Origin of the sequence: Proteus appendicitidis (assembly GCF_030271835.1) — a bacterium.
Taxonomy (GTDB): domain Bacteria; phylum Pseudomonadota; class Gammaproteobacteria; order Enterobacterales; family Enterobacteriaceae; genus Proteus; species Proteus appendicitidis.
The window spans coordinates 2,594,549-2,615,453 of sequence record NZ_CP127389.1 but is presented as its reverse complement, the minus strand read 5'-3'; the positions used below and the strand labels follow the sequence as shown (position 1 = coordinate 2,615,453).

Below are 20,905 nucleotides of genomic sequence, written 5' to 3'. Positions count from 1 at the left end.
ATCATTCAGACATACGGTAACTTCTGCTAGAATAGAATAAGTTTCTAGTGCGGTAGGAATATTGATTAGGGTGGTTGTTTGAGATATCTCTCGTCCTTTAAAACATCGTTAAAAATTTCCCGCTACCTTTTTCGCATATTAGGTATTATGTTGTGGGCGATGGGGGCATTGCTAACCATGTTTTACCTCATCAATATTTTCAATGATACTAAGTCAGATATTCGGCAAGAGTATAGTAATAACTACACCAATCTCCTTGGCTTCTTTAGGCAAACCTCTGGCACCATCCGTGATTTACAATACCTCGCAGAACGACATCAAGAACAGATCAATTTAAATCCGGGGATGAAAAATTCATTATTTTATGAAGGTCCTTTTTCACTTCATAAACTGAATGACACTGCGGATTGTGAATTATTTAAAGGACAAACGAACAACTATTTTCGCTCATTTAACAGCATCTTATATTATTGGAAAGATAACACTCCTGCGCTGCAAGGGATAAACCAAGTCTTTATGGTCGGTTCTCATAGCATGTGTATGATTAACTTTCCTTTACGAGCGTCGCCTGTTGATACTGAAATGCTGAAGAAAATGGTTTACGAGAACACACGTAATTATATTAATCAACGCGCGCAAGGCAAAGAAGTAAACCAATATTGGATAGTGCCAGATGCAAAAGGGGATAGTGGCATTTTATATGTTATGTCGCCAGTTTATGCATCAGGTAAATTTATTGGTCTGATTGGTATTGAAAGGGCTATCCGTCTTGAATATTTTTCTCCAGCTAAAGACAGAGTGATTTCAATTCATCTTCTTAATAGTCGAAATACCACGGTTTTAAGCTATCCTGCAGAAAATAACTATCATACAGTTAAACAAGTCCCTGATGTTAGCGCCCCTTATTTTGGTTTTGATGAAGATTTTAGTGACTTAGTTGCTAAGCGTAAATTATTGCCTTCATCCTTTAGTGTGGTGTATTCATTACCACTCAAACAAATTTTAAATGAATTTAAATTCACGATTTTTAATGCGCTGATCTTAAATATTATTTCAGCCATTATGATTTTTATCTTTGTATGGATATTTGAGAGAAAAATATTCTCCCCAGCTGAAAATAATGCTTCTCGTCTAGAAGAGCACGAGCAGTTTAATCATAAGATTGTGGCATCAGCGCCAGTCGGGATCAGTATTCTTAGAATACGTGACGGTATGATTATTCTAAGTAACGAACTCGCACATAACTATTTTCGTTTACTTAGCCATAGCGATAAACAAAATATCCTCTCTATTATTGCTGAAAAAAGTAGCAATATGGTCGATGTTGTGACCAACAATCGTAATCATCTACAAATAAGCTTTGTTAATTCACGTTATCAAAATGAAGATGTGGCTATCTGTGTTTTAGTGGATATCAGCGCACGGGTTAAAATGGAGCGTTCATTACAAAATATGGCGACAGCTGCAGAGCAAGCTAACCAAGCTAAATCGATGTTCTTGGCAACGGTTAGCCATGAATTACGAACACCACTTTATGGCATTATTGGTAATTTAGAGTTATTACAATCTCTTACACAAAGCGACGATACTGCTCGATTATTAAAAACGATGGATAACTCCTCATCGTTATTACTAAAAATTATTAGCGATATCCTCGATTTCTCGAAAATTGAATCTAAACAATTAAAAATTGATATTAAGCCATTTAATTGTCGCCAAGTGCTCTCTTTTGTTATCTCTAACTATTTACCGTTGATTGCGAAAAAAGACTTAGCTATTTACTGTTTTATCGAACCTGATGTACCTAAAATTGTAAATAGTGATCCTGTTCGTGTGCAACAAGTTATCTCTAATCTATTGAATAACAGTATTAAGTTCACCACGACGGGATGTATTACCTTGCATCTTTATAAAGATGATTATTATCTCTATTTTGATATTCACGATACAGGTCGAGGGATCAGCGACAAAGCATTGCATGAGCTTTTTGAACCTTTCTTCCAAGTATCTCAAAATACAGAAAGTGCATCAGAAGGAACCGGGTTAGGTTTAGCTATTTGTGAAAAGCTGATTAACTTAATGGATGGGGATATTAGCGTTGTTTCCCAAGAAAATATTGGTAGCCGCTTTACGGTTCGTATCCCTCTTTATGGCGCCCTAGACGAAATAGAGTCTTCTTTTAAACGCAATATTTATAAAGAAAATAATGTTCGCTGCTTTATTGATATTAAAAATCTTTATTTAGAAGGTTTTATTGGTCGATACCTTCGTTATTTTGGTTTGAGTTGTGAATTACTGACTGAAGAAGTGGTGTTATCTTCAACCGATTTTATTATCACAGATTACGATGTGCCCAGAAAAGATAACTGCCAATTTATTAGGATCAATGAGCATTATTTGGAGCCGTCGAAGAAAATCGCTGAAAACGTATGGGTTTGCAGTACTTATAAACTAAACGAGTTAACAAAAATAATACTACAATTGCCTCAAACTAAAGTTGAAGCAAATTGTGTGGAAATGGTGGCGCAAGATACGGATTGCCACTTACAAACCTTGACGGTTCTTATTGTCGATGATCACCCCATCAACCGCTTATTGTTGACCGATCAACTGAAAAAAATCGGCTTTAATACAGCAACAGCAGAAGATGGCTGTGACGCATTAACGTATTTAGCTAAAAACCATGTTGATATCGTTCTGACGGATGTCAATATGCCAAACATGAATGGTTATCAGCTGGCAACACATATAAGAGAAATGGGCAGTAATATGCCGGTGATAGGTGTGACGGCGAATGCAATTGCAGAAGAGAAACAACGTTGCATTGATGCAGGAATGAATGATTGTGTATCTAAACCTGTTTCGCTCTCTATTTTAAGAGAAGTGCTGGTGAAGTATATTCCAAAAGAATAATTCCAGAACGGATAACACGAGTAAACAAACAAAGACTAATTTATTAGTCTTTGTTTGTTTAAAGCCCCAATAAAGCAAAAATAACGTAATCACAAAGCATTTTGATAGATAAAATGAAATAAAGCACAGCCATAATAAGATAAACAAATAAGACAAACAGATGAAAAGGGGGGAGAAAGTCTTTGTAACAGCCTGTAAGCGAAAAAACGAGGAAAGGGATAAAAGGGATGAATTAAAAGCCACGCAGCTTATAAGGTGCTTGTGAACAAGAAATATTGGCGAAGAAAGAGAAAGGAAAGCCTAAAGAGAGTGGGAATAAAGAGCAAAGGCTAAAAAGCAGAGAAGCTCCCACAAAGGGATGAGCTTCCTGATTTTATCGGTGCGGCTAAGCTAAGGTAACAACGGTGAAATTAATCCGGTCCGTTAATTTCCTTATCAATAGTCACTGATGACAAGTAATTAAGTAATGCGATATCGTTATCGACACCTAATTTCATCATGGCTGATTTTTTCTGACTACTAATCGTTTTAATACTACGATTAAGTTTTTTTGCGATTTCGGTTACAAGAAAGCCTTCCGCAAATAATCTCAGCACTTCACTTTCTTTTGGTGATAAACGTTTATCGCCGTAACCATTTGCATTTACTTTCTCAAGTAGCTTCGCAACGCTTTCAGGCATAAATTTCTTACCTTTTTGTAGCGCAGCTAATGCTTTTGGTAGATCAGTCGGAGCACCTTGCTTAAGCACAATACCTTCAATTTCAAGATCAAGAACAGCGCTCAAAATAGCTGGATTGTTATTCATTGTGAGTACAATAATCGACAAATTAGGATAATGTCTTTTAATGTACTTAATGAGTGTAATACCATCACCATACTTATCGCCAGGCATAGATAAGTCAGTAATTAAAGCATCTACATTTAACTTAGGTAAGTTATTGATAAGTGAAGTTGAATCTTCAAATTCACCTACAACATTGACCCATTCAATTTGTTCTAAAGATTTACGAATACCGAATAAAACGATTGGGTGATCATCGGCAATAATAATATTAAGGTTATTCATGTTTAATTGTTACCTTGCTGCAGCAACTGTTGAATCCATTTATCCAGTTGAGTGATACGTTCTTTGATCTCTAATTCATTATGATTTTTTATGTCATGCTCTAAATATTCACAGCTTTCTCTGAGATATTCTAAATCTAACATGGCAAAAACCCCTTTTAGACGATGAGCTGTCTGGGCTAGAGAATGAAAGTCTTTATTTGTTGCTTCTAAGTGTAGTTTTTCAACATCAATAGGAACAGTACTGATAAATAGTTCCTTATAATCACTACCATTCAACTTCTTCCTATAATTATTAAGAATTACTTCGTATTTATCAAGGTTATTATTTTCATCCCAAATACTCTCTTTAGTTGTATCTAGGGAAAATGACTCATTTTCTTCAATTAAATAAGTAATAGCCTCAATTAAAGGATCACCGAAGTTATAGTTACACTTTATTAAATCTTTTGATATTTTTTCAAATCCAACAATAGAGCTGATTAATAATATTGTTGGAGATTCAGGGTTATCATTCGGTGTATCCTTAAGTATGATATCGTATTCAGGATAAAGATTCTCTCTATTTTTATCAAAGTATGTCGCGCCATATTTATCAAGCTGTTGACAGATGATTTTTTCTATTTCAGGATTTTTTATAGCGAGTTTTGCGTTTATTCCCTCTAATAATACGTTAAATGTTCGCTCTTCAGTATCTATATGCTGGTATGGGAGTGCGATTTGAAAATGAGAACCAATGCTTTCTTGGCTCTTAATCGTTAATTCTCCTTGTATTTTATGGCATAGCAAATGGCATAAATAAAAAATGATACCTGAATTAGAATAATATTTGTCTCCCATTGCTTGTCCTAAGAATGGGTATTTTATATTAGCAATATCTTGAGGTGTAAGCCCGCTTCCACTGTCAATAATATCTATAAGTATTTCTTCTTTATCTTTATTTTTAACTAAATTCAGATTAACGGTTATCTTTCCATAATTAGTCGTGCTAATGGCATAATTAATCAATGATAAAATAATCTTACTTAAAGCTGGGCCATCGTTAATTAAAAGCAATCCAGGTCTTATATTATTGTGGAAATAAAGTGTTAGCCCTTTTCTTATCATAAAAGGTGATGCTGTTATCAGAATAGATTCAACTAATGTTGATAGTTCAAATTCATCCTTATGAATTTTCCATTCTTGATTTTCTAACTTATTAATTAATGTAATGTTTTCTATCCACTCAGAAATGTAATTTGTTTTCTCTAATAATAAGCTAAGCAATTGTTGGTGAGTGTCTTCGGGTAATAATTCTTTGAATTGATAAACCATCTCATTTATATCTTTGATAGGACGCATTAATTCTAATGACATATTAGATAAGATCTTGCGTCGTGCGATGGTATTTTTCTCATATTCTTGCTGTGCAAGTTGTAATTTTTTATTGATTAGGGCTTCGTTATCTTTATTCAGAAATATGAATAATGATGTATTGTCAATATTGTTATTATTACTTGTTCTTATTTCATAAATTTCATTGTTAATAGCCGTTTGGATTAAGCCATTGTGCTCCACTGCCATTTGGCGGATCTTAGATAAATCGATATGAGGCAGTAATTTTTCCGCATGACTATTGCTAATAATCTTATGGTTAGAGGAAAAATTATAGACAAGTAATCCTATCGGAAGATTTGAAATGATGTCGTTTGTCATCTCTTCTTTGATCCGTAGATTACGAGTCATAGAGATATAAGGGAAAACGTACTTATTACGGATATAGATATGACCAAAAACAGAGATAGAAATAAATACCAGAAGGCTGATTAATAACCAAATATTTTTGTAGGCAATCTCTTTTATAATCGATTTCATCGGGTATTCATAAGAGAGTGAATATGGGATACCAATAATCGGTTGAGAAAAAATCAGTGAAGAGCCATCGGTTGATATTTCAATGCTATTCTTGTCATAAACGGATTGTTGACCTGTCGGGAGTAATCTTAGGTAGTGTGGCGATAGCTCTGAAGGCAAGAAATTATTGATAGGTAAATCAAACGCCACTACGCTGGTTAACTGACCCGGCACATTAAACATAATACGATAAGTGTAGTAATAGATGTTTTCTGTAGACATCTTCCTAATAGGAGAAAGGCTTTCTTTTTCATCTAATGCCGTTGATTGCATCAATAACTCAGACCGTTTATTTTCAGCCGTTAATGTTAAATAACTTTCTTTGTAACGGATCTCTGGCTTAAGAACAGAATGGGTTGTAATTAAGATCAGATCATTCCCTTTACCATTTAAATAATAAAGTGAACTGTAATCATTACGTACACCCCAAAGAATTTCGAGTGAATTTGCAAATCGTTGCGCTAACTGAAAGGTTTGCTCATTGGGTTTACCAAATATAATGGAATCTACAGTTTGATCTCGCCCTTCAAGCCAAAATACATCAGAACGTAATTTTATTGGATTAAGTCGTAACACAGGGAACGTCGAAGTATCGGCTATTTTATTTGATAACTGAAAAAGTTGATTAGAGTGGTAACGGTAATCTTCAACCTGTCGGGCGAATTTTTGAGTCGTATTGTTGATAGCGTTTTTTTTGCTATCTAGCCAAGTGTCAAAATAACTGTAAGCGTAGAGAAAAAGCGATATGACCATAAAAAGAAGAAACAGGGCATATAGACGAGTTAGTGTATTTGGCTTGAGTTGGTTCAATGTACGCATTCAGTTTGCGAGCCTTTAAGAGACAATGTAGTTAAAAATAGAAAATTGAATAAACAATCACCATTATTCAGCCATTATATTAACAGGTTATCCTATTAAAAGGGATATTCGGATGAACTTTGAGCAAACAAACAAAAAAATCCAATTTTTTTACAATCGGAGCTAGACAGCGGGGTCAGAGATAGGCATAATTCCGCGCTATGGAAGGATGGCCGAGTGGCTGAAGGCAGCGGTCTTGAAAACCGCCGATGGGAAACCATCCTAGAGTTCGAATCTCTATCCTTCCGCCAGAATTAGCCGGCTTAGCTCAGTTGGTAGAGCAACTGACTTGTAATCAGTAGGTCACCAGTTCGACTCCGGTAGCCGGCACCATATAAGAACCCGTTATCTCGCAAGAGGTAACGGGTTTTTTCTTATCTATAATTCTACTTTGTATTTTTCCTCTTAGTTAATTTCTATTTAATTCCTTTTGGGTTACTCCGTTTATCTCGCGATATAGCGATGATTTTTTATCTCTAGTTATCAAAATTTAACCAACATATTAGTAAGTTAGCACTTTTTAATCAAAAATAGACTGAAGATTAAGCAAACAGATAAAAAAGTCATTTTTTTTACGATCAGGACTAGACAGCGAGGTCAGAGATAGGCATAATTCCGCGCTATGGAAGGATGGCCGAGTGGCTGAAGGCAGCGGTCTTGAAAACCGCCGATGGGAAACCATCCTAGAGTTCGAATCTCTATCCTTCCGCCAGAATTAGCCGGCTTAGCTCAGTTGGTAGAGCAACTGACTTGTAATCAGTAGGTCACCAGTTCGACTCCGGTAGCCGGCACCATATAAGAACCCGTTATTTCGCAAGAGATAACGGGTTTTTTCTTGGATCAATTTTAATATTGAATTAGCGATTTTCAAAAACACCACATAAAAAGATCGTGGTGTTTTTGTGTATTATCGTGATCACCAACCCATCACAGACCAATTAAATACTCGCCCCAAAATTTTCACTTCTTCTAATGTAGAACGCTCATCTGGGTAATCAATAGTATTATAGCTACGGATGATAATGGTGTTATTGGGGAGTCGATGTAAAATTTTGACCCTCAAAAGATCGCCTTGTTGAATAGCATAAATACCGCCATCAACAATTTTTGTATGCCCTGTACTGATAGTGACAATCGAACCATCAGGAATAACAGGGGACATGCTGTCACCATGAACTTTAAAAGCAACGGCATCGCTAGGTTGAACGCCATAGCGATTAAATGTAGAACGAGAAAATCTCAATAATTCCACCTTTTGATTATCAGTGGTACAACTTCCAAAACCTGCAGCTAATTCAATAGTAGTATAGAAGGGGATCTCGACTTCATCTCGTTCTATCGGCGTATTATTATCCCAATCATCAACGGGTGTCATTTCATTTACTGAAACGCCATCATTTTTTTTTGCTCCTCGCCCATATTCTAGCCATTCTGCTCGAACATCGAGCCATTGACTTAATGCTAAGATATTTGTTGGATCGGGAATTGATTCATTATTTAGCCATTTCCATACTGCTGGAGCACTGACTTTTATGCCTTGTTCCGCGAGTGCATCTGTAATTCTTTTACCTAACCCACGTCCTGCAATCCCTGAATCTAAGCAAGCTTCTTGAAGCCTTTTTGTGAACTCCGTTTTATTATCATTTTTAACCATTGGTTAATTTCCTTTGCTACTTGACGTCATTTTGGTTAAAATATAACATTAACTATTGGTTAATAAAAGTGCGAAAAGTACAAAAAAGTAACTAAATAAACCAATGCAAGAGTGGTAAGTAAAAATCACGTTGAGATAACGCCGTAAAATGCGAGTGATTTAGATGCATAAATGCCATGCCTTGTCGTGGTACATGGATGACCAATAAGTAGTGATAGGAAATCAAAAGGAGCATTAAATGAGACTAGCGGACTTACCTAAATATTTTTCACCAAAAAGCATAGTATTGAGTGATGTAAGAACAGTGAAAACAGTGGATTCACTGTCAGTGACTGATGTAATGACATCAATTAGTTTAGCCGCTCGAAAAGGGCGAATGGGTATAGAGTTATTTTTAGCTAAACATAGTATTAATCATCCTAGTGAAGCAATTGAAAGCCTTTATCAATACGCATTAACTCAAGCTTATCAATACAAAGCCATTGATAAACTTAATGAAGATGTGAAAGCTAATGTTTTACACATTATTGCTAATTATGCTTTCCAAGATTACGCAAGAAGTGCCGCAAGTAAGAAAGCGTGCCCTGACTGCAGTAATGGATTTATTGAAGTTGACGTTTTTACTACCAAAAGTTACACCTCAAAATCTGTTAAAGAGCTTGCGCGAAATCTTAACGGGGAGCTTAAAGTTAAACCCCAAAATAACACTTCTTACCGTGAAGTAAGAGAAACAACTCGGGTTGTTTGCCCTACATGTAAGGGCAAAGCTGAAATTCGTTTAGCATGTCGTTGTCATGGACGTGGTCAAGTTTTAGATAAAAAAGAGAGTGAAAAGCAGGGGGGGGCTGTTTTCAAACCTTGTAATCAATGTTCAGGTCGTGGGTATCCTCGCTTAAAATTCAGTGAAGTATTAGAGCAAGTACAAACAGTAGTGAGTGTTTCTAAAACTGTTGCGTACAGTAACTATAAACCGTTATTTGAACATTTAGTTGAAGAGTGCTTTAAAGAAGAGTCTTTATCAGAAAAAATTCTTCAAGAAGTGACTGTTAAGTAATAATTTTCTATATTTATTTATTTTTGTAGAAACTAGTTATTGACTTTCAGGAAAAATAAGCATACTATAACTCCACAGTGAGAGATTTGTATCTAAAGACCTTACAACAGAATATAAATAGCCCCGCTTTTGAAGTGGGGCTTTTTTGTATCTCTATTGTCTTAACTAATATAAATTAACGATATCTGCTAAATTTTATCTTCAATAGAAGACCACCATGTGGTCTTTTTTTATATCTGCCACTTATCTAATTAGATAAAACATAAACATACTCATGTTAAAACAGTACTTAAATTTAAGTGCTGTGGATGAGTATATTATTTATTACAGTTCCTCCTATTGGAGGTAAGCCATGAGAAACAATGAAAGAAAATCCAGATCTATGGGAACAGATATTTATTGTCCTTTCTTCAATGAAAGAACAAGGAATATCAGCCTCTCTAGCTGGAGGAATGGCTATTCTTCGAGGTTTATATAACGGCGGAGGATGGAAAAAAACCTCTATAGATGGGCTGATGTGTGCAATGTTTGCCTGGTTTATTAAAGATATTCTAATTTTATTTAATATAAATCATGAGTTTGCTTACTTAGCCAGTGTGTTTATTGGCTATGTCGGAGTAGATTCCGTGAGTAAACTCCTTAAAGGAAGAGCAGGAGTTAAAAATGGCTAAAATAGCACGAGGTGAGCGTAATAATAACCCCGGTAATATCCGGCACGGTTCGAAATGGCAAGGATTATCCATAGAGCAAAGCGATAAAGATTTTTGCCAATTTATTTCACCTGAATATGGAATACGAGCTATCTACAAATTATTACAAACGTACCAAAAAAAATATGGTTTAAACACCATTAAAACAATTATCAATCGTTATGCGCCACCTAACGAAAATAATACAGCCGGCTATATTAGCCTGGCATCAAAAGAAATTGGCATTGAATCCGATGATTCAATTAATACACAATTAAAAAGTGTCACCATTCCTTTAACCGTAGCGATTGTTAATATTGAACTTGGCTATCAACCTTATTCAGAAAAAGTTTTTGAAGATGCTTGGTTGTTATTATGAATTATTTATTAAAAATAATGGTAATAGCGATCTTATGTCTAGGTATAGGATTGATTTGGTTAATTGATAAAAACAAATCCTTGAAACAGGAATACAATAATATTTATCAATCTCTTATTCAGCAGATTGCAGAGAATAAAGATTATCAATTAAGAATAAATCAGCTTAATCAACTTGATAATCGTCATTTACAGGAACTTGTTCATGCAAAAAAAGAAATTGATCAGTTGCGTGATATTAGCGAGCGCGCTCCTGAGCGGGTGTATATCAAAGCAGAATGTCACAAACTCTCAGCCACTTCCACCGCCGGCTTGGTTGATGCAAACACCGCCAGACCTACTGACACCGCTATCCGAAATTATTGGCTACTCAGAGAACGAATTGCGCAGTCAGAACAGATCATTTTAGGTTTACAAGATTATATTCGACAAGAGTGTATTAATTAAAAATTAACTTAATTAATTTATAATCAATAAAAATTATTTATAAAATAAAATAGATTAAATTTTTAAAGAAAAGGAGAGCTATATTAAGGAGGTGAAATGAAAGATAATGATATTAATATTGCCATTCGTGAACAACTATTAAAACAATTTAAATTAGCAAATATTAATGTTGATGTTATTGCTGGTTATCAACCAGATAAAAAACAAGATAATAATATTGTTATGTTTTTCCCTATAAAGGAGGTTGCCCAAGGTTGGCAAAAAAGAAATTATAATATTCAAGGTAATAATGCAAACCATAAAGAACAACAACTGATCGAATTAACGTTTCAGGTTCAAGGTTTTATTAAACAACATCCAAATTTAACAGCAGGTGATTTAATTCGAATGACTCGAATGATTATTAATTCGTTGTCTTTTGTCGAATCAATGAGAAAAGTGGGAATAGGGATACAACGTGCGAGCGAAATTAGGCGAGCGCCAATAATGAATGCTGGAAATAGCTATGAGCATAATCCTTCATTTGATTTTAATATCACTTTTTCCAGTACCTTATCTTTAGACACTGCTGCAACAAATTTACTTATTTCTAATCTATTTCGTATTTAAGGATAAATATGTCTATTAAACAAACGCGCTATATTGATATCGCGAGTGCGGTTATTGGTGCATCGGCCGCACCTATGCGCAAACTTACAGCTCGTATTTTCTCAACAAATCCTAAAATTCCAGCAGGGAAAGTACTTGAATTTGCTAGCGGGCAAGTGGATGAATTACTTGGTGCAGGATCACCAGAAGCGAAATTTGCTCGTCAATATTTCAGTTATGTTAGCCCCGCACCTATTAGTAAACCTAAAGAGCTACAAATTGCTTCTTTTGAACCGGTAGGTCGCGCTCCGGCATTATTTGGTACGCCAGCAGCAACGCTTGATAAATTAAAGTTAATTGAAGAGGGGGCATTTACTTTAACTATCGGTGATATCTCTAAAAATATGACTGATATTTCTTTAAAAGATGTTGAGTCCTACGCTGATGTTGCTTCTCTGATCCAGGCTAAATTAAATGCTGAAAGCGAATCTCAATTTGCAAATTGCTACGTCACTTTTAATGCTCTTGATGGTGCTTTCTTGCTAAGTGGTGGCGTACAAGAAAAAGCGAAAATCACGATGGATCACTCACCTTTAGCCGATGCTCTGGGGTTAAGTGACGCAGAAGCATCTGAAGGCAATGTGGCTCAAACGGCACTTCAAGCATTTATCGCTGCCGAAGCAATTTCTGATTCATTTGGTAGTGCAACATTCTTAACTGAGCTTTCAGTCGAGCAAAGTGTTGAGTTAGCAGAGTACATTGCGGGTGAAAATGTAAAATATCAGCTCTATTTGTCAGTTCCGGATAAACAAGCCGAAATTTATAGTAAAGCATTAATCGGCACCGCATCAACGGGATTAAATTTAAAAACAGATGATGGTTTTTTTGTTCAAGCTCTACCGATGGCAATTATGGCGGCAACAGATTTTGATCGCACAAATGCGACCACTAACTATATGTATCGTCAATTTGGTATCACTTTCCCATCTCAAGTTAAGACAGATCTTGCTGCGGATCGATTAGATAAATTACGTGTGAACTATTACGGTGAAACGGCTGTTACGGGCACTGATATTAGTTTCTATCAACGTGGTTTTTTATGTGGAAATGCTTCTAATCCATTAGATATGAGTGTTCATACTAATGAGCAATGGTTAAAAGCCTATATCGCACAGCAATGGTTAAGCTTATTGCTTTCCACTCGTGGTATTCCAGCTAATAAAGATGGTGAAGCAAAAGCGATGATGGTTATTGCTGGTGCTGTTACAAAAGCATTAAATAATGGCACTATTCTTACCGGTAAAACGCTGGCCGAAGTACAAAAAATCGCAATTACAGATGCATCAGGTGATGATTTAGCGTGGCACGACGTACAAAATAAAGGTTATTGGTACAACGCTGAAATCGTTGAAGAAACAGGTCCTTCTAATTTACCAGAATACACCATGAAATATGTATTAATTTACGGTAAAGGCGATTGGGTTCGTAAAGTTGAAGGCTCACACAATTTAGTTTAAGGAACAAACAATGAACGATATTTCAGCAACAGGTTTAAGTTTAATTATTCAGGCAAGTAACACATTTCCTGCTGGTATTCCTATTAGCACATTTGCAGATAATGGTGATCCGCTAGATCTACCAGCAGTAGATATCACACAAACCGCAGTGGATATTAATGGTAATTTAGTGAGTTGGTCGGCTCCTACACCTCAAACGGTGACGATTAATGTATTAGCAGGCAGTGAAGAAGACGAAAACTTGGCTATTTTGCTTGATGCAAATACAGCAAGACGAGGACGTCGTCCTACAAGCGATATTATTACGTTAGTGGCTTCTTATGGCGATGGCTCTATTACCACGGCTCGTAATGGTCGAATTACTAATGGTAGCCGTGGTAATTCAATTGCGAGTGAAGGGCGTCTCAAATCTAAGCAGTACACCTTTATTTTCCAAGATTTTGATCGTGTCAGAGCGCGTTAATTTTTAGCGTTATTCTTATTCATCTAATGGCGGCTTCGGCCGCCTTTTTTATGGAATTTAATCATGTTAATTAAACCAAAAGAAATCACTGTTATTGATAGTGATCGTGAAGAACATACTTTTATTATTAGCCGATTACCTGCAACGATTGGGCGAGAAATTCTCGCTAAATATCCTTTATCAAATGCACCTAAAATTGGCGATTATGAAGTTAGCAAAGAAGCCATGTTAAAAATGATGGCTTATGTGGCAGTTGAAAAAGAAGGACAAGAAATTTATCTAAAAACTAGCACATTAATTGATAATCATGTGCCTGATGGGGAAGCTTTGATTCGTCTTGAACTCGAAATGCTGAAGTATAACACCAGTTTTTTCGGCAAAGACGGGAGCCAAAATTTCCTACAATACCTTCTAGGCAAGTTCAGCGGTTCTCTCCCGTCGATTATAAAAACGCTGATGGCTTCTTTGCAGTCATCATCTCCGCGGGTTTCGCCTCCTTCACAGAACTCAAAACAACTATAGATCTAGAGGAAGCCTTTGATCTGTGGGAGATCGCGATTACCAATCGTTATAACGAGGCGCTTGCGGCGTCAAAGGAGAGATAATGTCTCTATTACAGGTATTTTCTCAGGTACTGATGTTGGAGGCTGAAGTATCTGATAGTGCATTAGCAAATATTAGAAAATCAGCAGATGAAATTCTGGTTGAAATGAAAAATATTGAGCAAGGGGTTTCAGGAGGTATTACTAGTTTCTATAACTTTGTTCAAGAAATTCACTTCAATCTTGGGGAATTACCCGAAGATTATGACATAATTATTTCATTTAATAGTGATGAAATTACAAGTGCTTCTGTAACTATTGAAAACTCAATTCAAAGCATTGTTAAAAGCGCACTAATGGGAGCGCAAGAGTTTGATAAATTCTTGCAAGAAATCTTAGTGGGCATGCTGGGCTTATCACTTAATGAGCCAATAAATATTGATCTTAATATCAGTGAAACTCAAGATAAAATTAATTCAGTAACTCAAAGTATTGATGACCTGAAAAGCGCTATGTCGGTGTTAGATTACCAAAGAGGATTGGTCAATAACAATGGCGCAGCGGAAGCTCATATTTTAGCAGGCCTCAATGCTGAATATGAAACAATGGAAGATCAACTCTCCTCACTGAATAATGAATTGGGATCTTTAACTGAAGCAGAAAAGAAGAATAAAGAAAGTAAAATTGCTATCGATGCACTCATTAAGCAATTAGGTGCCGATTACGATACTTTTATTACCACAATGCAAACACAAGGCATTGAGGCGGCAGTTAAAGAAGCAAAGGCTCAACGTCGATTAGGTGATAGTGTTGATGAAACAGGTAAAAGCTATCAGAAAACCGTAGAGAAAATGAAGGATTATATTCTTAATGCTATTGGCGTTAAGGATATTACGGGGACTTTGCAAAAGGTTTTTTCTGCTTCATTAGATCGCGCCAAAGAAATAGAGTCGCTAGATAAACTGAGTAAAAAAATAGGTATCGCAGCTATCGATATCGATGCATTTTCTGGTGCGATGGCTGAAATTGGAGGCACAAAAGAGGCTGCTCAAGCCGATTTAACGGCAATGGCCAATGCATTTAATGATACAGAAGATCCTATCGAACAACTTTTAAAGACCGCAGATAAAGTCAAAGGGATGAGCTTTGATGGCGCCCAAAAAGAGCTGGAAAAATTGGGTGTTGTGGATGAAAAAACCATTGAATTAATGATGAAGGGTCGCGAAGAATTAGAGCGCACAATGGGGGTGCAAAAACAATTTTCTGGTATTAATGATGAAAGTGTCGAAAGTTCTATTCAACTTAATGCAGTAATGAATAAGTTTGATCAATTAGCGGCACAATTAAAAAATAACTTTTTAGATATCATTATTCCCGTTCTTGCAAAAGGAATAACGTGGTTTGATAAATTAGTTAATTTTTGTATTGAGAATAAAGATTTTGTTATCGGTTTCTTTTCAGCTATTGGTAGTGCTATTGCTATTTTTTATTTACCTGCAATGGTGTCTGCGGCAGTTGCTACACTTGCAACTGCACTCCCTATATTAGCTATTGCTGCTGTTATTGGCATCTTAGCGACGGCATTTAAACTCGTCTATGACGATATTATGAATTTTATTAATGGTAATGATTCAATGATAGGAAGTATTTTGGATCAATACCCCGCGCTTAAAGACGCAATAATGGTTGTATGGGAAGCATGGCAAGTTTTTGTTCAATCATTAAAGATTGCTTCAAAGGCTATTGCTGAACATGTTATTGCTGCTTGGAATTATATATCTGACGCATTTAATCAATTTGTTATAGCGCTGAATGCCGGCATTAATAATATTATAGAGTGGGGACAATCCATTATTAATGTTTTTGTTTTTGTCTCTGATGCTGTGGTTAGTGTATTTAGTTGGATGTGGGAATATATAGAGAAAATATTAGGTTGGGTTAATGAAGGTATTGATTCCATAAAAGGAATTTGGCAATCAGCAAAAAGTTTTTTGGGAATGGAAGATGCTGAAAACGAAATAAAAGTTGTTCAAAAAGTAGAGCGACAATTATCTGACGAAGGTAATCTCAATTACACCATTCCACAGCCGAATCCAGCAATACCCTATTATAATCCAGTACAAGATGTAAATGCGTTAAATAATGGATTAACACTGTCATCAACAAATCGTTTAAACCCGATGACCAGTCAAATGATCAGTAACCAATCAAGCGTTAAAAATGAAAGTAATGTTCAAATTGGTGAAATCAGAATTGAAACACAAGCCACTGATGGCCCAGGTGTTGCGAAAGTGATTAATGAAACACTGATAAATGAAGCGGCTAAAGAAATCTCAGAGCACCACTCTAGCGGAGGTAAGGTTTAATTATGATAACTGAAGTTAGAATTTTTGATTTAGAGTCATTCGCAACACTATTTGATAGCGTTAATCCGATGAAAGTTTCGATTACTGATAGTCATCAGGTCATTAAATTTGCGGTTGAAAATGGTGAAAATCGTAGTGATCACATCATTATTGATCCTATCAGTATAAGTGTCGAGTTGCTATTAACGGGTGATATTGTAAATCGTTATTCTATTATAAAGCAGCTTTATGACGAGCATACATTAGTGGGAATTCAAACCAGAGTCAGAACCTATCAACCGATGTTGTTAGAAAGTTTGACTCATGATGAAGATCCTCAAAAAGTGAATGCCATTGAATTAAAGCTTAAGTTTATAGAATGGAAAACAATAGAGCCTGAATATAATAAAAAATCCTCTAAATCAACAAAAAAACCAAAGCAAACCTCTACGGTCAATCGTGGAAATGTCAAAAGCAAAAAATCAACACAAACCGGAAAAAAAGAAAGTTAGGAGGTAGATAAAATGCAAGTTATTCCATTACAAGCTATTCCTAATCAGCGATTTTCTGTCGAAATAGCCGGTGTTGATTGGGTTTTTACGTTGAAAGTCGCTAATCAAACAATGTTTTGTGATATTGAGCGAGATGGTGAAATACTTATTACAGGTATTCGCTTAGTTGCTAATACACCTATTATTCCTTATCGCTATTTAAACCAAGGGATTAATTTAGTTTTTCTAACAGAAAATGATGCTTTGCCGTGGTATGAGGAATTTACAAAAACACAATCATTAGTGTATTGGAGTAATGAAGATGGATCTTCGGCGAATAAGGGTAGGTATTGAGGTCGGCGAAAGGCTTCAATGGTATGAAGGATTGCGCATATCAGCAGGAGGAAAGAAATATGCAAATCCATTACAAAACGAATGTAAAATCGCTATTACAGGGCTTAATGCCGAGACAAGAGATTATTTACTGACGGAAACCAGCCCTTATAATAAAAACAAACAAGTTCGGCGGCTTTATTTAGAAGTTGGTCGAATTAACACTGGGTTATTTTCGCTTTTTATTGGTGATATCACCAGTGCAGAAATAGACTCTCCTCCAAATGTCACCGTAACATTATCCGCAAAAACCAGTAATCATTGTTCTGGAAAAATTATTTCTTCTAGTGGTGGCGCAATTCAAAAATTGAGTGAAATAGCGTTAGCCATTGCTAATGACTGTGGTGTGAAATTAGATTTCCAGGCGACCGATAAGAATATTGCTAATTGGTATTATTGTGGCTCTGCATTACATCAAATAGAGCGTTTACAAGAGTCAGGAAATGTTAAAGCTTTTATTGATGATGATACGTTATTTGTAAAAGATGACGATAAAGCATTAAAAAGCCGATTTCGTATTTTGAATATGAATTCAGGCATGATTGGCATTCCTAAAGCCACAGAGAGTGGATTGACGGTGAGTTATCTTATCGATAGTACCTCTGAATTAGGCGGAATGCTTCGCCTTGATAGCAAACTAAATACCTCACTAAATGGTGATTACATTATCGAGCAGCTTGAATTTAAAGTTGCCTCTCACGATGCTGATTTCGCCTATACCGCAACGTGCAAACGAGCTTAATTATGAGTAAACCCAATAATGATATTGCCAATGTTGGTTCATTGGCTGGGGCTTTTTCGTCTGCATTTCGCCATTTGATGATGAATACAGATGATATGTTGCCCGCAACCGTCATTAATTATGATGAAAAAACTAACCGAGCCATGATAAAGCCCTTGGTCATGATGTTGACTACGGATGATGAAAAAATCTCTCGCGCACCGGTTGCTAATATTCCCGTATTTCGCTTTGGTGGCGGTGGTTTTTTTATTAGAGCGCCCATTAAACCAGGTGATTTTGGCTGGTTAAAAGCCAGTGATCGCGATATTAGCCTTATTTTTCAGCGTGGTGGTTTAGAAGATCAACCCAATACAACGCGACTACATTCATTTAGCGATGCGATGTTTTTTCCTGACACGATCAAAGGATGGGCAATTGATGGAAAAAATATTGATGCCTTGGTTATTCAATCAATGGATGGTTCTGTCTGTTTCTCTCTTCATAACGATAAAGTTGTCTTAGAAACCCCAAAATATGAAATCAACGCCCCTGAAACGATATTTACTGGCAATGTTACTGTTAATGGTAATTACGCTGTAAATGGTAATAGCGATTCAAAAGGTGGGTTGATGCGCCATAACGGAAAAGATATCGGCTCCACACATACCCATAGTGGGGTGCAAGCAGGGAAAGACAATACAGGAAGCCCAATATGAGGACATTTTCAATAAACCAGCAGAATGATTTTGCGATAGGTGCTGATGGTAACCTTCAAATTTGTGACAACGATGATGCAGTAAGAAATCTTTGTCAGCATTTTATTAAGGCTGTCCGTGGTGAAATGCTACATAAAAAAGATAAAGGTATCCCTTATTGGTCAGCAACATTTAGCCGACAAGTTGATCTTCCTTTATTTGAAATGGCGTTTCGACAACGTATTGCTGAAATAGAGGAAGTTGTCTCTATCACTTATTTCCATGCTTTTCTAGAAGAGGGAACATTGAAATATCAGGCAGATATACGCACGATATATGGAGGATTTACATTGAATGGCTGACTATCGTTATATTAATAATAAAGGGGTGATTGTGCCAGATACATCGACGTTACGAAATAATGTCGAAGATGAATTTCGTACTGTATTTGGCCAATCTATTAATTTATCGCCAGAAACCCCACAAGGGGTATTGGCAACCATGGAAATTGAAAATAGAGATGCGATTGTTCGTAATAATGCTGAACTGGCAAATCAAATAAATCCAGATATTGCTGGTGGTGTTTTTCTCGATGCAATATGGGCGTTAATGGGCGGAGAGCGTATTAATGCCACACATTCCTATTTAAGTGATGTCGAGTTTACTGGCATTCCCGGTACTATTATTCCTAAAGGTTCTCAGGCTCTCACAACAATGGGCGCTGTTTTTGAAACGTTATCGCCATTAATTATCGCTAATAATGGGAAAATTAAAGGCGATATGCGAGCCAAAGAATATGGGGCTATTACTTGTGGTATTGGGCAATTAAATAAAGTGGCCAGTTCTGTATTGGGATGGGAAAAAGTGAATAACTTAACCCATGCAGTTGTTGGTCGTCATGCTGAGTCAGATATAAAAGCAAGGCGTCGGCGTAAACAAACACTCGCTAAAAATACAGTCAGCGTCGCTGAAGCAATTACTTCTTCGCTATATGAATTAGAGGGAGTTAATTCCCTTTCTTTTCGTGAAAATTTTAATGATAAGGCATTAATTGTCGATGGCATTTCATTATTACCGCATAGCATTTATGTGTGTATAGAAGGTGGAGATAGCCATGAAATTGCTAAATCATTATTAAGAACAAAAACAATAGGTGCTGCATTTAATGGTGATATTGAAATAAAGGTAATAGAGCCAGCAAGTGGTCAAGAATATCCTATTAAGTTTTCACGACCGAAAGAAGTATCGGTGTTTTGCCGTGTTTCTGTCAAAAAATCCAATATTGATGCGCAAACCATTATTCCTAATGCGTTAGAGAAATGGGTACAGGGTGAAATAGATGGAGACAATGGGCTGGTGGTCGGGCGAGAAGTTTCTCCTTTTGAAATTTCAGCCGCGGTTAATGCGGTGGAGCCTCATTTATTTGTCACTAAAGTGGAGCTTTCAACAGATGGAAAGAATTGGAATGTTGCATTAATTCCTATTGGTCTTAATCAAATTGCCCGATTACCAAAAGGGGCAGTACAAGTGGTGATCGTATGAATATTCAAGAATTTGATTTTCATTCTGATCTACTTAAAGCGATCCTCTGGCAATATGAAAATGCAGATAAGCTAAAAGCATTAGCACATTTAAAAGCGGCTTACTTTAATCAATCTACGGTATTATTTTGGCAAAACTGGTACCGAGATGTATTTAATATTGATACAGCTAACGATTTTGGTTTATCAGTATGGTCACGCATTTTAGATGTGCCTTTAGGAATAGATATTCCTCCTAGTGATAAAAATAAAATAGGTTTTGGTTTTGGTAAAAAGAAAGCCAATTTTAAGGCAAACTTTCGACGAAATGCTGATTACACTCTATCGCTGACTTTAGATCAAAAAAGAATGCTGGTGAGAATGCGTTATTTTAATCTCACCCAAAGCCCTACCGTGACCAATATTAATGAGTTCCTTAAACGTTTTTTCTGGCGTGAAGATAGCAAAGTTTTTGTGCTCGATCCTTTTGATATGACGTATATGTATTACGTTTTTAATTTTAATCCAGATGAACGTTTACGCCTTTTATTAGAAAACTTCGACTTAATGCCGCGTCCTTCTGGCGTGGGTGTCAAATATCGTATCGTAACCAAGAAAGCCTTTGGTTATGGTCAATATCGTAAAAACTTTCTGAAGAGTAATTTCGGAGAATAATTC

Annotated in this window: 20 protein-coding genes and 4 tRNA genes; 21 read left to right on the top strand and 3 right to left on the bottom strand. The window is 36.2% G+C overall.

Going from position 1 to position 20,905, the window contains the following annotated elements; genetic code table 11:
* Window positions 1–78: 78 nt before the first annotated feature.
* Window positions 79–2,913, top strand: coding sequence for a two-component system sensor histidine kinase RcsC (gene rcsC, locus QQS39_RS12340; RefSeq protein ID WP_285804632.1), 2,835 nt, complete (start codon window positions 79–81; stop codon window positions 2,911–2,913).
* Window positions 2,914–3,323: 410 nt separating this feature from the next.
* On the opposite strand, the gene rcsB is transcribed toward rcsC, so the two are convergent.
* Together rcsB and rcsD are read right to left on the bottom strand one after the other, a co-directional pair.
* Window positions 3,324–3,980, bottom strand: a complete 657-nt coding sequence (gene rcsB, locus QQS39_RS12335) for a response regulator transcription factor RcsB (protein ID WP_006533269.1) — start codon at window positions 3,978–3,980, stop codon at window positions 3,324–3,326.
* A 2-nt stretch (window positions 3,981–3,982) separates the two neighbouring features.
* Window positions 3,983–6,691, bottom strand: coding sequence for a phosphotransferase RcsD (gene rcsD, locus QQS39_RS12330; RefSeq protein WP_285804631.1), 2,709 nt, complete (start codon window positions 6,689–6,691; stop codon window positions 3,983–3,985).
* 202 nt (window positions 6,692–6,893) lie between these two features.
* Between rcsD and QQS39_RS12325 the strand changes: the two genes are divergently transcribed.
* The 4 genes from QQS39_RS12325 to QQS39_RS12310 all read left to right on the top strand — a co-directional run bounded on the left by QQS39_RS12325 (window position 6,894) and on the right by QQS39_RS12310 (window position 7,524).
* A tRNA-Ser gene (locus tag QQS39_RS12325) sits at window positions 6,894–6,981 on the top strand.
* A gap of 6 nt (window positions 6,982–6,987) precedes the next feature.
* Window positions 6,988–7,063 (top strand) — tRNA-Thr (locus QQS39_RS12320).
* A gap of 291 nt (window positions 7,064–7,354) precedes the next feature.
* Window positions 7,355–7,442 (top strand) — tRNA-Ser (locus QQS39_RS12315).
* Between the two features lie 6 nt (window positions 7,443–7,448).
* Window positions 7,449–7,524, top strand: a tRNA-Thr gene (locus tag QQS39_RS12310).
* 122 nt (window positions 7,525–7,646) lie between these two features.
* On the opposite strand, the gene QQS39_RS12305 is transcribed toward QQS39_RS12310, so the two are convergent.
* Complete coding sequence (locus QQS39_RS12305) at window positions 7,647–8,384, bottom strand: LexA family transcriptional regulator (RefSeq protein ID WP_285804630.1); 738 nt, start codon at window positions 8,382–8,384, stop codon at window positions 7,647–7,649.
* Between the two features lie 238 nt (window positions 8,385–8,622).
* On the opposite strand from QQS39_RS12305, the gene QQS39_RS12300 reads away from it, so the two are divergent.
* The 16 genes from QQS39_RS12300 to QQS39_RS12225 all read left to right on the top strand — a co-directional run bounded on the left by QQS39_RS12300 (window position 8,623) and on the right by QQS39_RS12225 (window position 20,902).
* Entirely contained in the window at window positions 8,623–9,438 is an 816-nt protein-coding gene (locus tag QQS39_RS12300; protein ID WP_285804629.1) for an antitermination protein Q, read from the top strand.
* Between the two features lie 362 nt (window positions 9,439–9,800).
* Entirely contained in the window at window positions 9,801–10,109 is a 309-nt protein-coding gene (locus tag QQS39_RS12295; protein ID WP_088495157.1) for a phage holin, lambda family, read from the top strand.
* Window positions 10,102–10,506, top strand: a complete 405-nt coding sequence (locus QQS39_RS12290; RefSeq protein ID WP_151435548.1) for a structural protein — start codon at window positions 10,102–10,104, stop codon at window positions 10,504–10,506. Before QQS39_RS12295 ends, QQS39_RS12290 begins: the two co-directional genes overlap by 8 nt.
* Complete coding sequence (locus tag QQS39_RS12285) at window positions 10,503–10,952, top strand: lysis protein (protein WP_285804628.1); 450 nt, start codon at window positions 10,503–10,505, stop codon at window positions 10,950–10,952. Before QQS39_RS12290 ends, QQS39_RS12285 begins: the two co-directional genes overlap by 4 nt.
* 96 nt (window positions 10,953–11,048) lie before the next feature.
* Window positions 11,049–11,561 (top strand): phage gateway protein, encoded by a 513-nt coding sequence (locus QQS39_RS12280; RefSeq protein ID WP_285804627.1) that lies wholly within the window; start codon window positions 11,049–11,051, stop codon window positions 11,559–11,561.
* A gap of 8 nt (window positions 11,562–11,569) precedes the next feature.
* Complete coding sequence (locus QQS39_RS12275) at window positions 11,570–13,057, top strand: DUF3383 domain-containing protein (RefSeq protein ID WP_285804626.1); 1,488 nt, start codon at window positions 11,570–11,572, stop codon at window positions 13,055–13,057.
* Between the two features lie 10 nt (window positions 13,058–13,067).
* The gene (locus QQS39_RS12270) at window positions 13,068–13,520 is read left to right on the top strand and encodes a phage tail fiber protein (RefSeq protein WP_151435544.1); all 453 of its coding nucleotides are present in this window, start codon (window positions 13,068–13,070) and stop codon (window positions 13,518–13,520) included.
* Between the two features lie 63 nt (window positions 13,521–13,583).
* Entirely contained in the window at window positions 13,584–14,042 is a 459-nt protein-coding gene (locus tag QQS39_RS12265; protein WP_151435543.1) for a hypothetical protein, read from the top strand.
* Between the two features lie 82 nt (window positions 14,043–14,124).
* Window positions 14,125–16,428, top strand: a complete 2,304-nt coding sequence (locus QQS39_RS12260; protein WP_285804625.1) for a phage tail tape measure protein — start codon at window positions 14,125–14,127, stop codon at window positions 16,426–16,428.
* 2 nt (window positions 16,429–16,430) lie between these two features.
* The gene (locus QQS39_RS12255) at window positions 16,431–16,919 is read left to right on the top strand and encodes a phage baseplate protein (RefSeq protein WP_196569489.1); all 489 of its coding nucleotides are present in this window, start codon (window positions 16,431–16,433) and stop codon (window positions 16,917–16,919) included.
* A 12-nt stretch (window positions 16,920–16,931) separates the two neighbouring features.
* Window positions 16,932–17,252: a phage baseplate plug family protein gene (locus QQS39_RS12250; RefSeq protein ID WP_151435540.1), complete on the top strand. Its 321-nt coding sequence runs from the start codon at window positions 16,932–16,934 to the stop codon at window positions 17,250–17,252.
* The gene (locus tag QQS39_RS12245) at window positions 17,221–18,033 is read left to right on the top strand and encodes a baseplate hub protein (RefSeq protein WP_151435539.1); all 813 of its coding nucleotides are present in this window, start codon (window positions 17,221–17,223) and stop codon (window positions 18,031–18,033) included. Before QQS39_RS12250 ends, QQS39_RS12245 begins: the two co-directional genes overlap by 32 nt.
* Window positions 18,034–18,035: 2 nt before the next feature.
* Window positions 18,036–18,728 carry a Gp138 family membrane-puncturing spike protein gene (locus tag QQS39_RS12240; protein WP_196569486.1) on the top strand — a complete coding sequence of 231 codons (693 nt, stop codon included), beginning with the start codon at window positions 18,036–18,038 and terminating at the stop codon, window positions 18,726–18,728.
* Window positions 18,725–19,069 carry a contractile injection system sheath initiator gene (locus QQS39_RS12235; protein WP_151435537.1) on the top strand — a complete coding sequence of 115 codons (345 nt, stop codon included), beginning with the start codon at window positions 18,725–18,727 and terminating at the stop codon, window positions 19,067–19,069. Before QQS39_RS12240 ends, QQS39_RS12235 begins: the two co-directional genes overlap by 4 nt.
* Window positions 19,062–20,249, top strand: coding sequence for a baseplate J/gp47 family protein (locus QQS39_RS12230; protein WP_285804624.1), 1,188 nt, complete (start codon window positions 19,062–19,064; stop codon window positions 20,247–20,249). The genes QQS39_RS12235 and QQS39_RS12230 overlap by 8 nt, the downstream gene beginning before the upstream one ends.
* A complete protein-coding gene (locus QQS39_RS12225) occupies window positions 20,246–20,902 on the top strand; it encodes a DUF2612 domain-containing protein (RefSeq protein ID WP_151435535.1) in 657 nt (218 codons plus the stop codon). Before QQS39_RS12230 ends, QQS39_RS12225 begins: the two co-directional genes overlap by 4 nt.
* The last annotated feature ends 3 nt before the right edge of the window (window positions 20,903–20,905 follow it).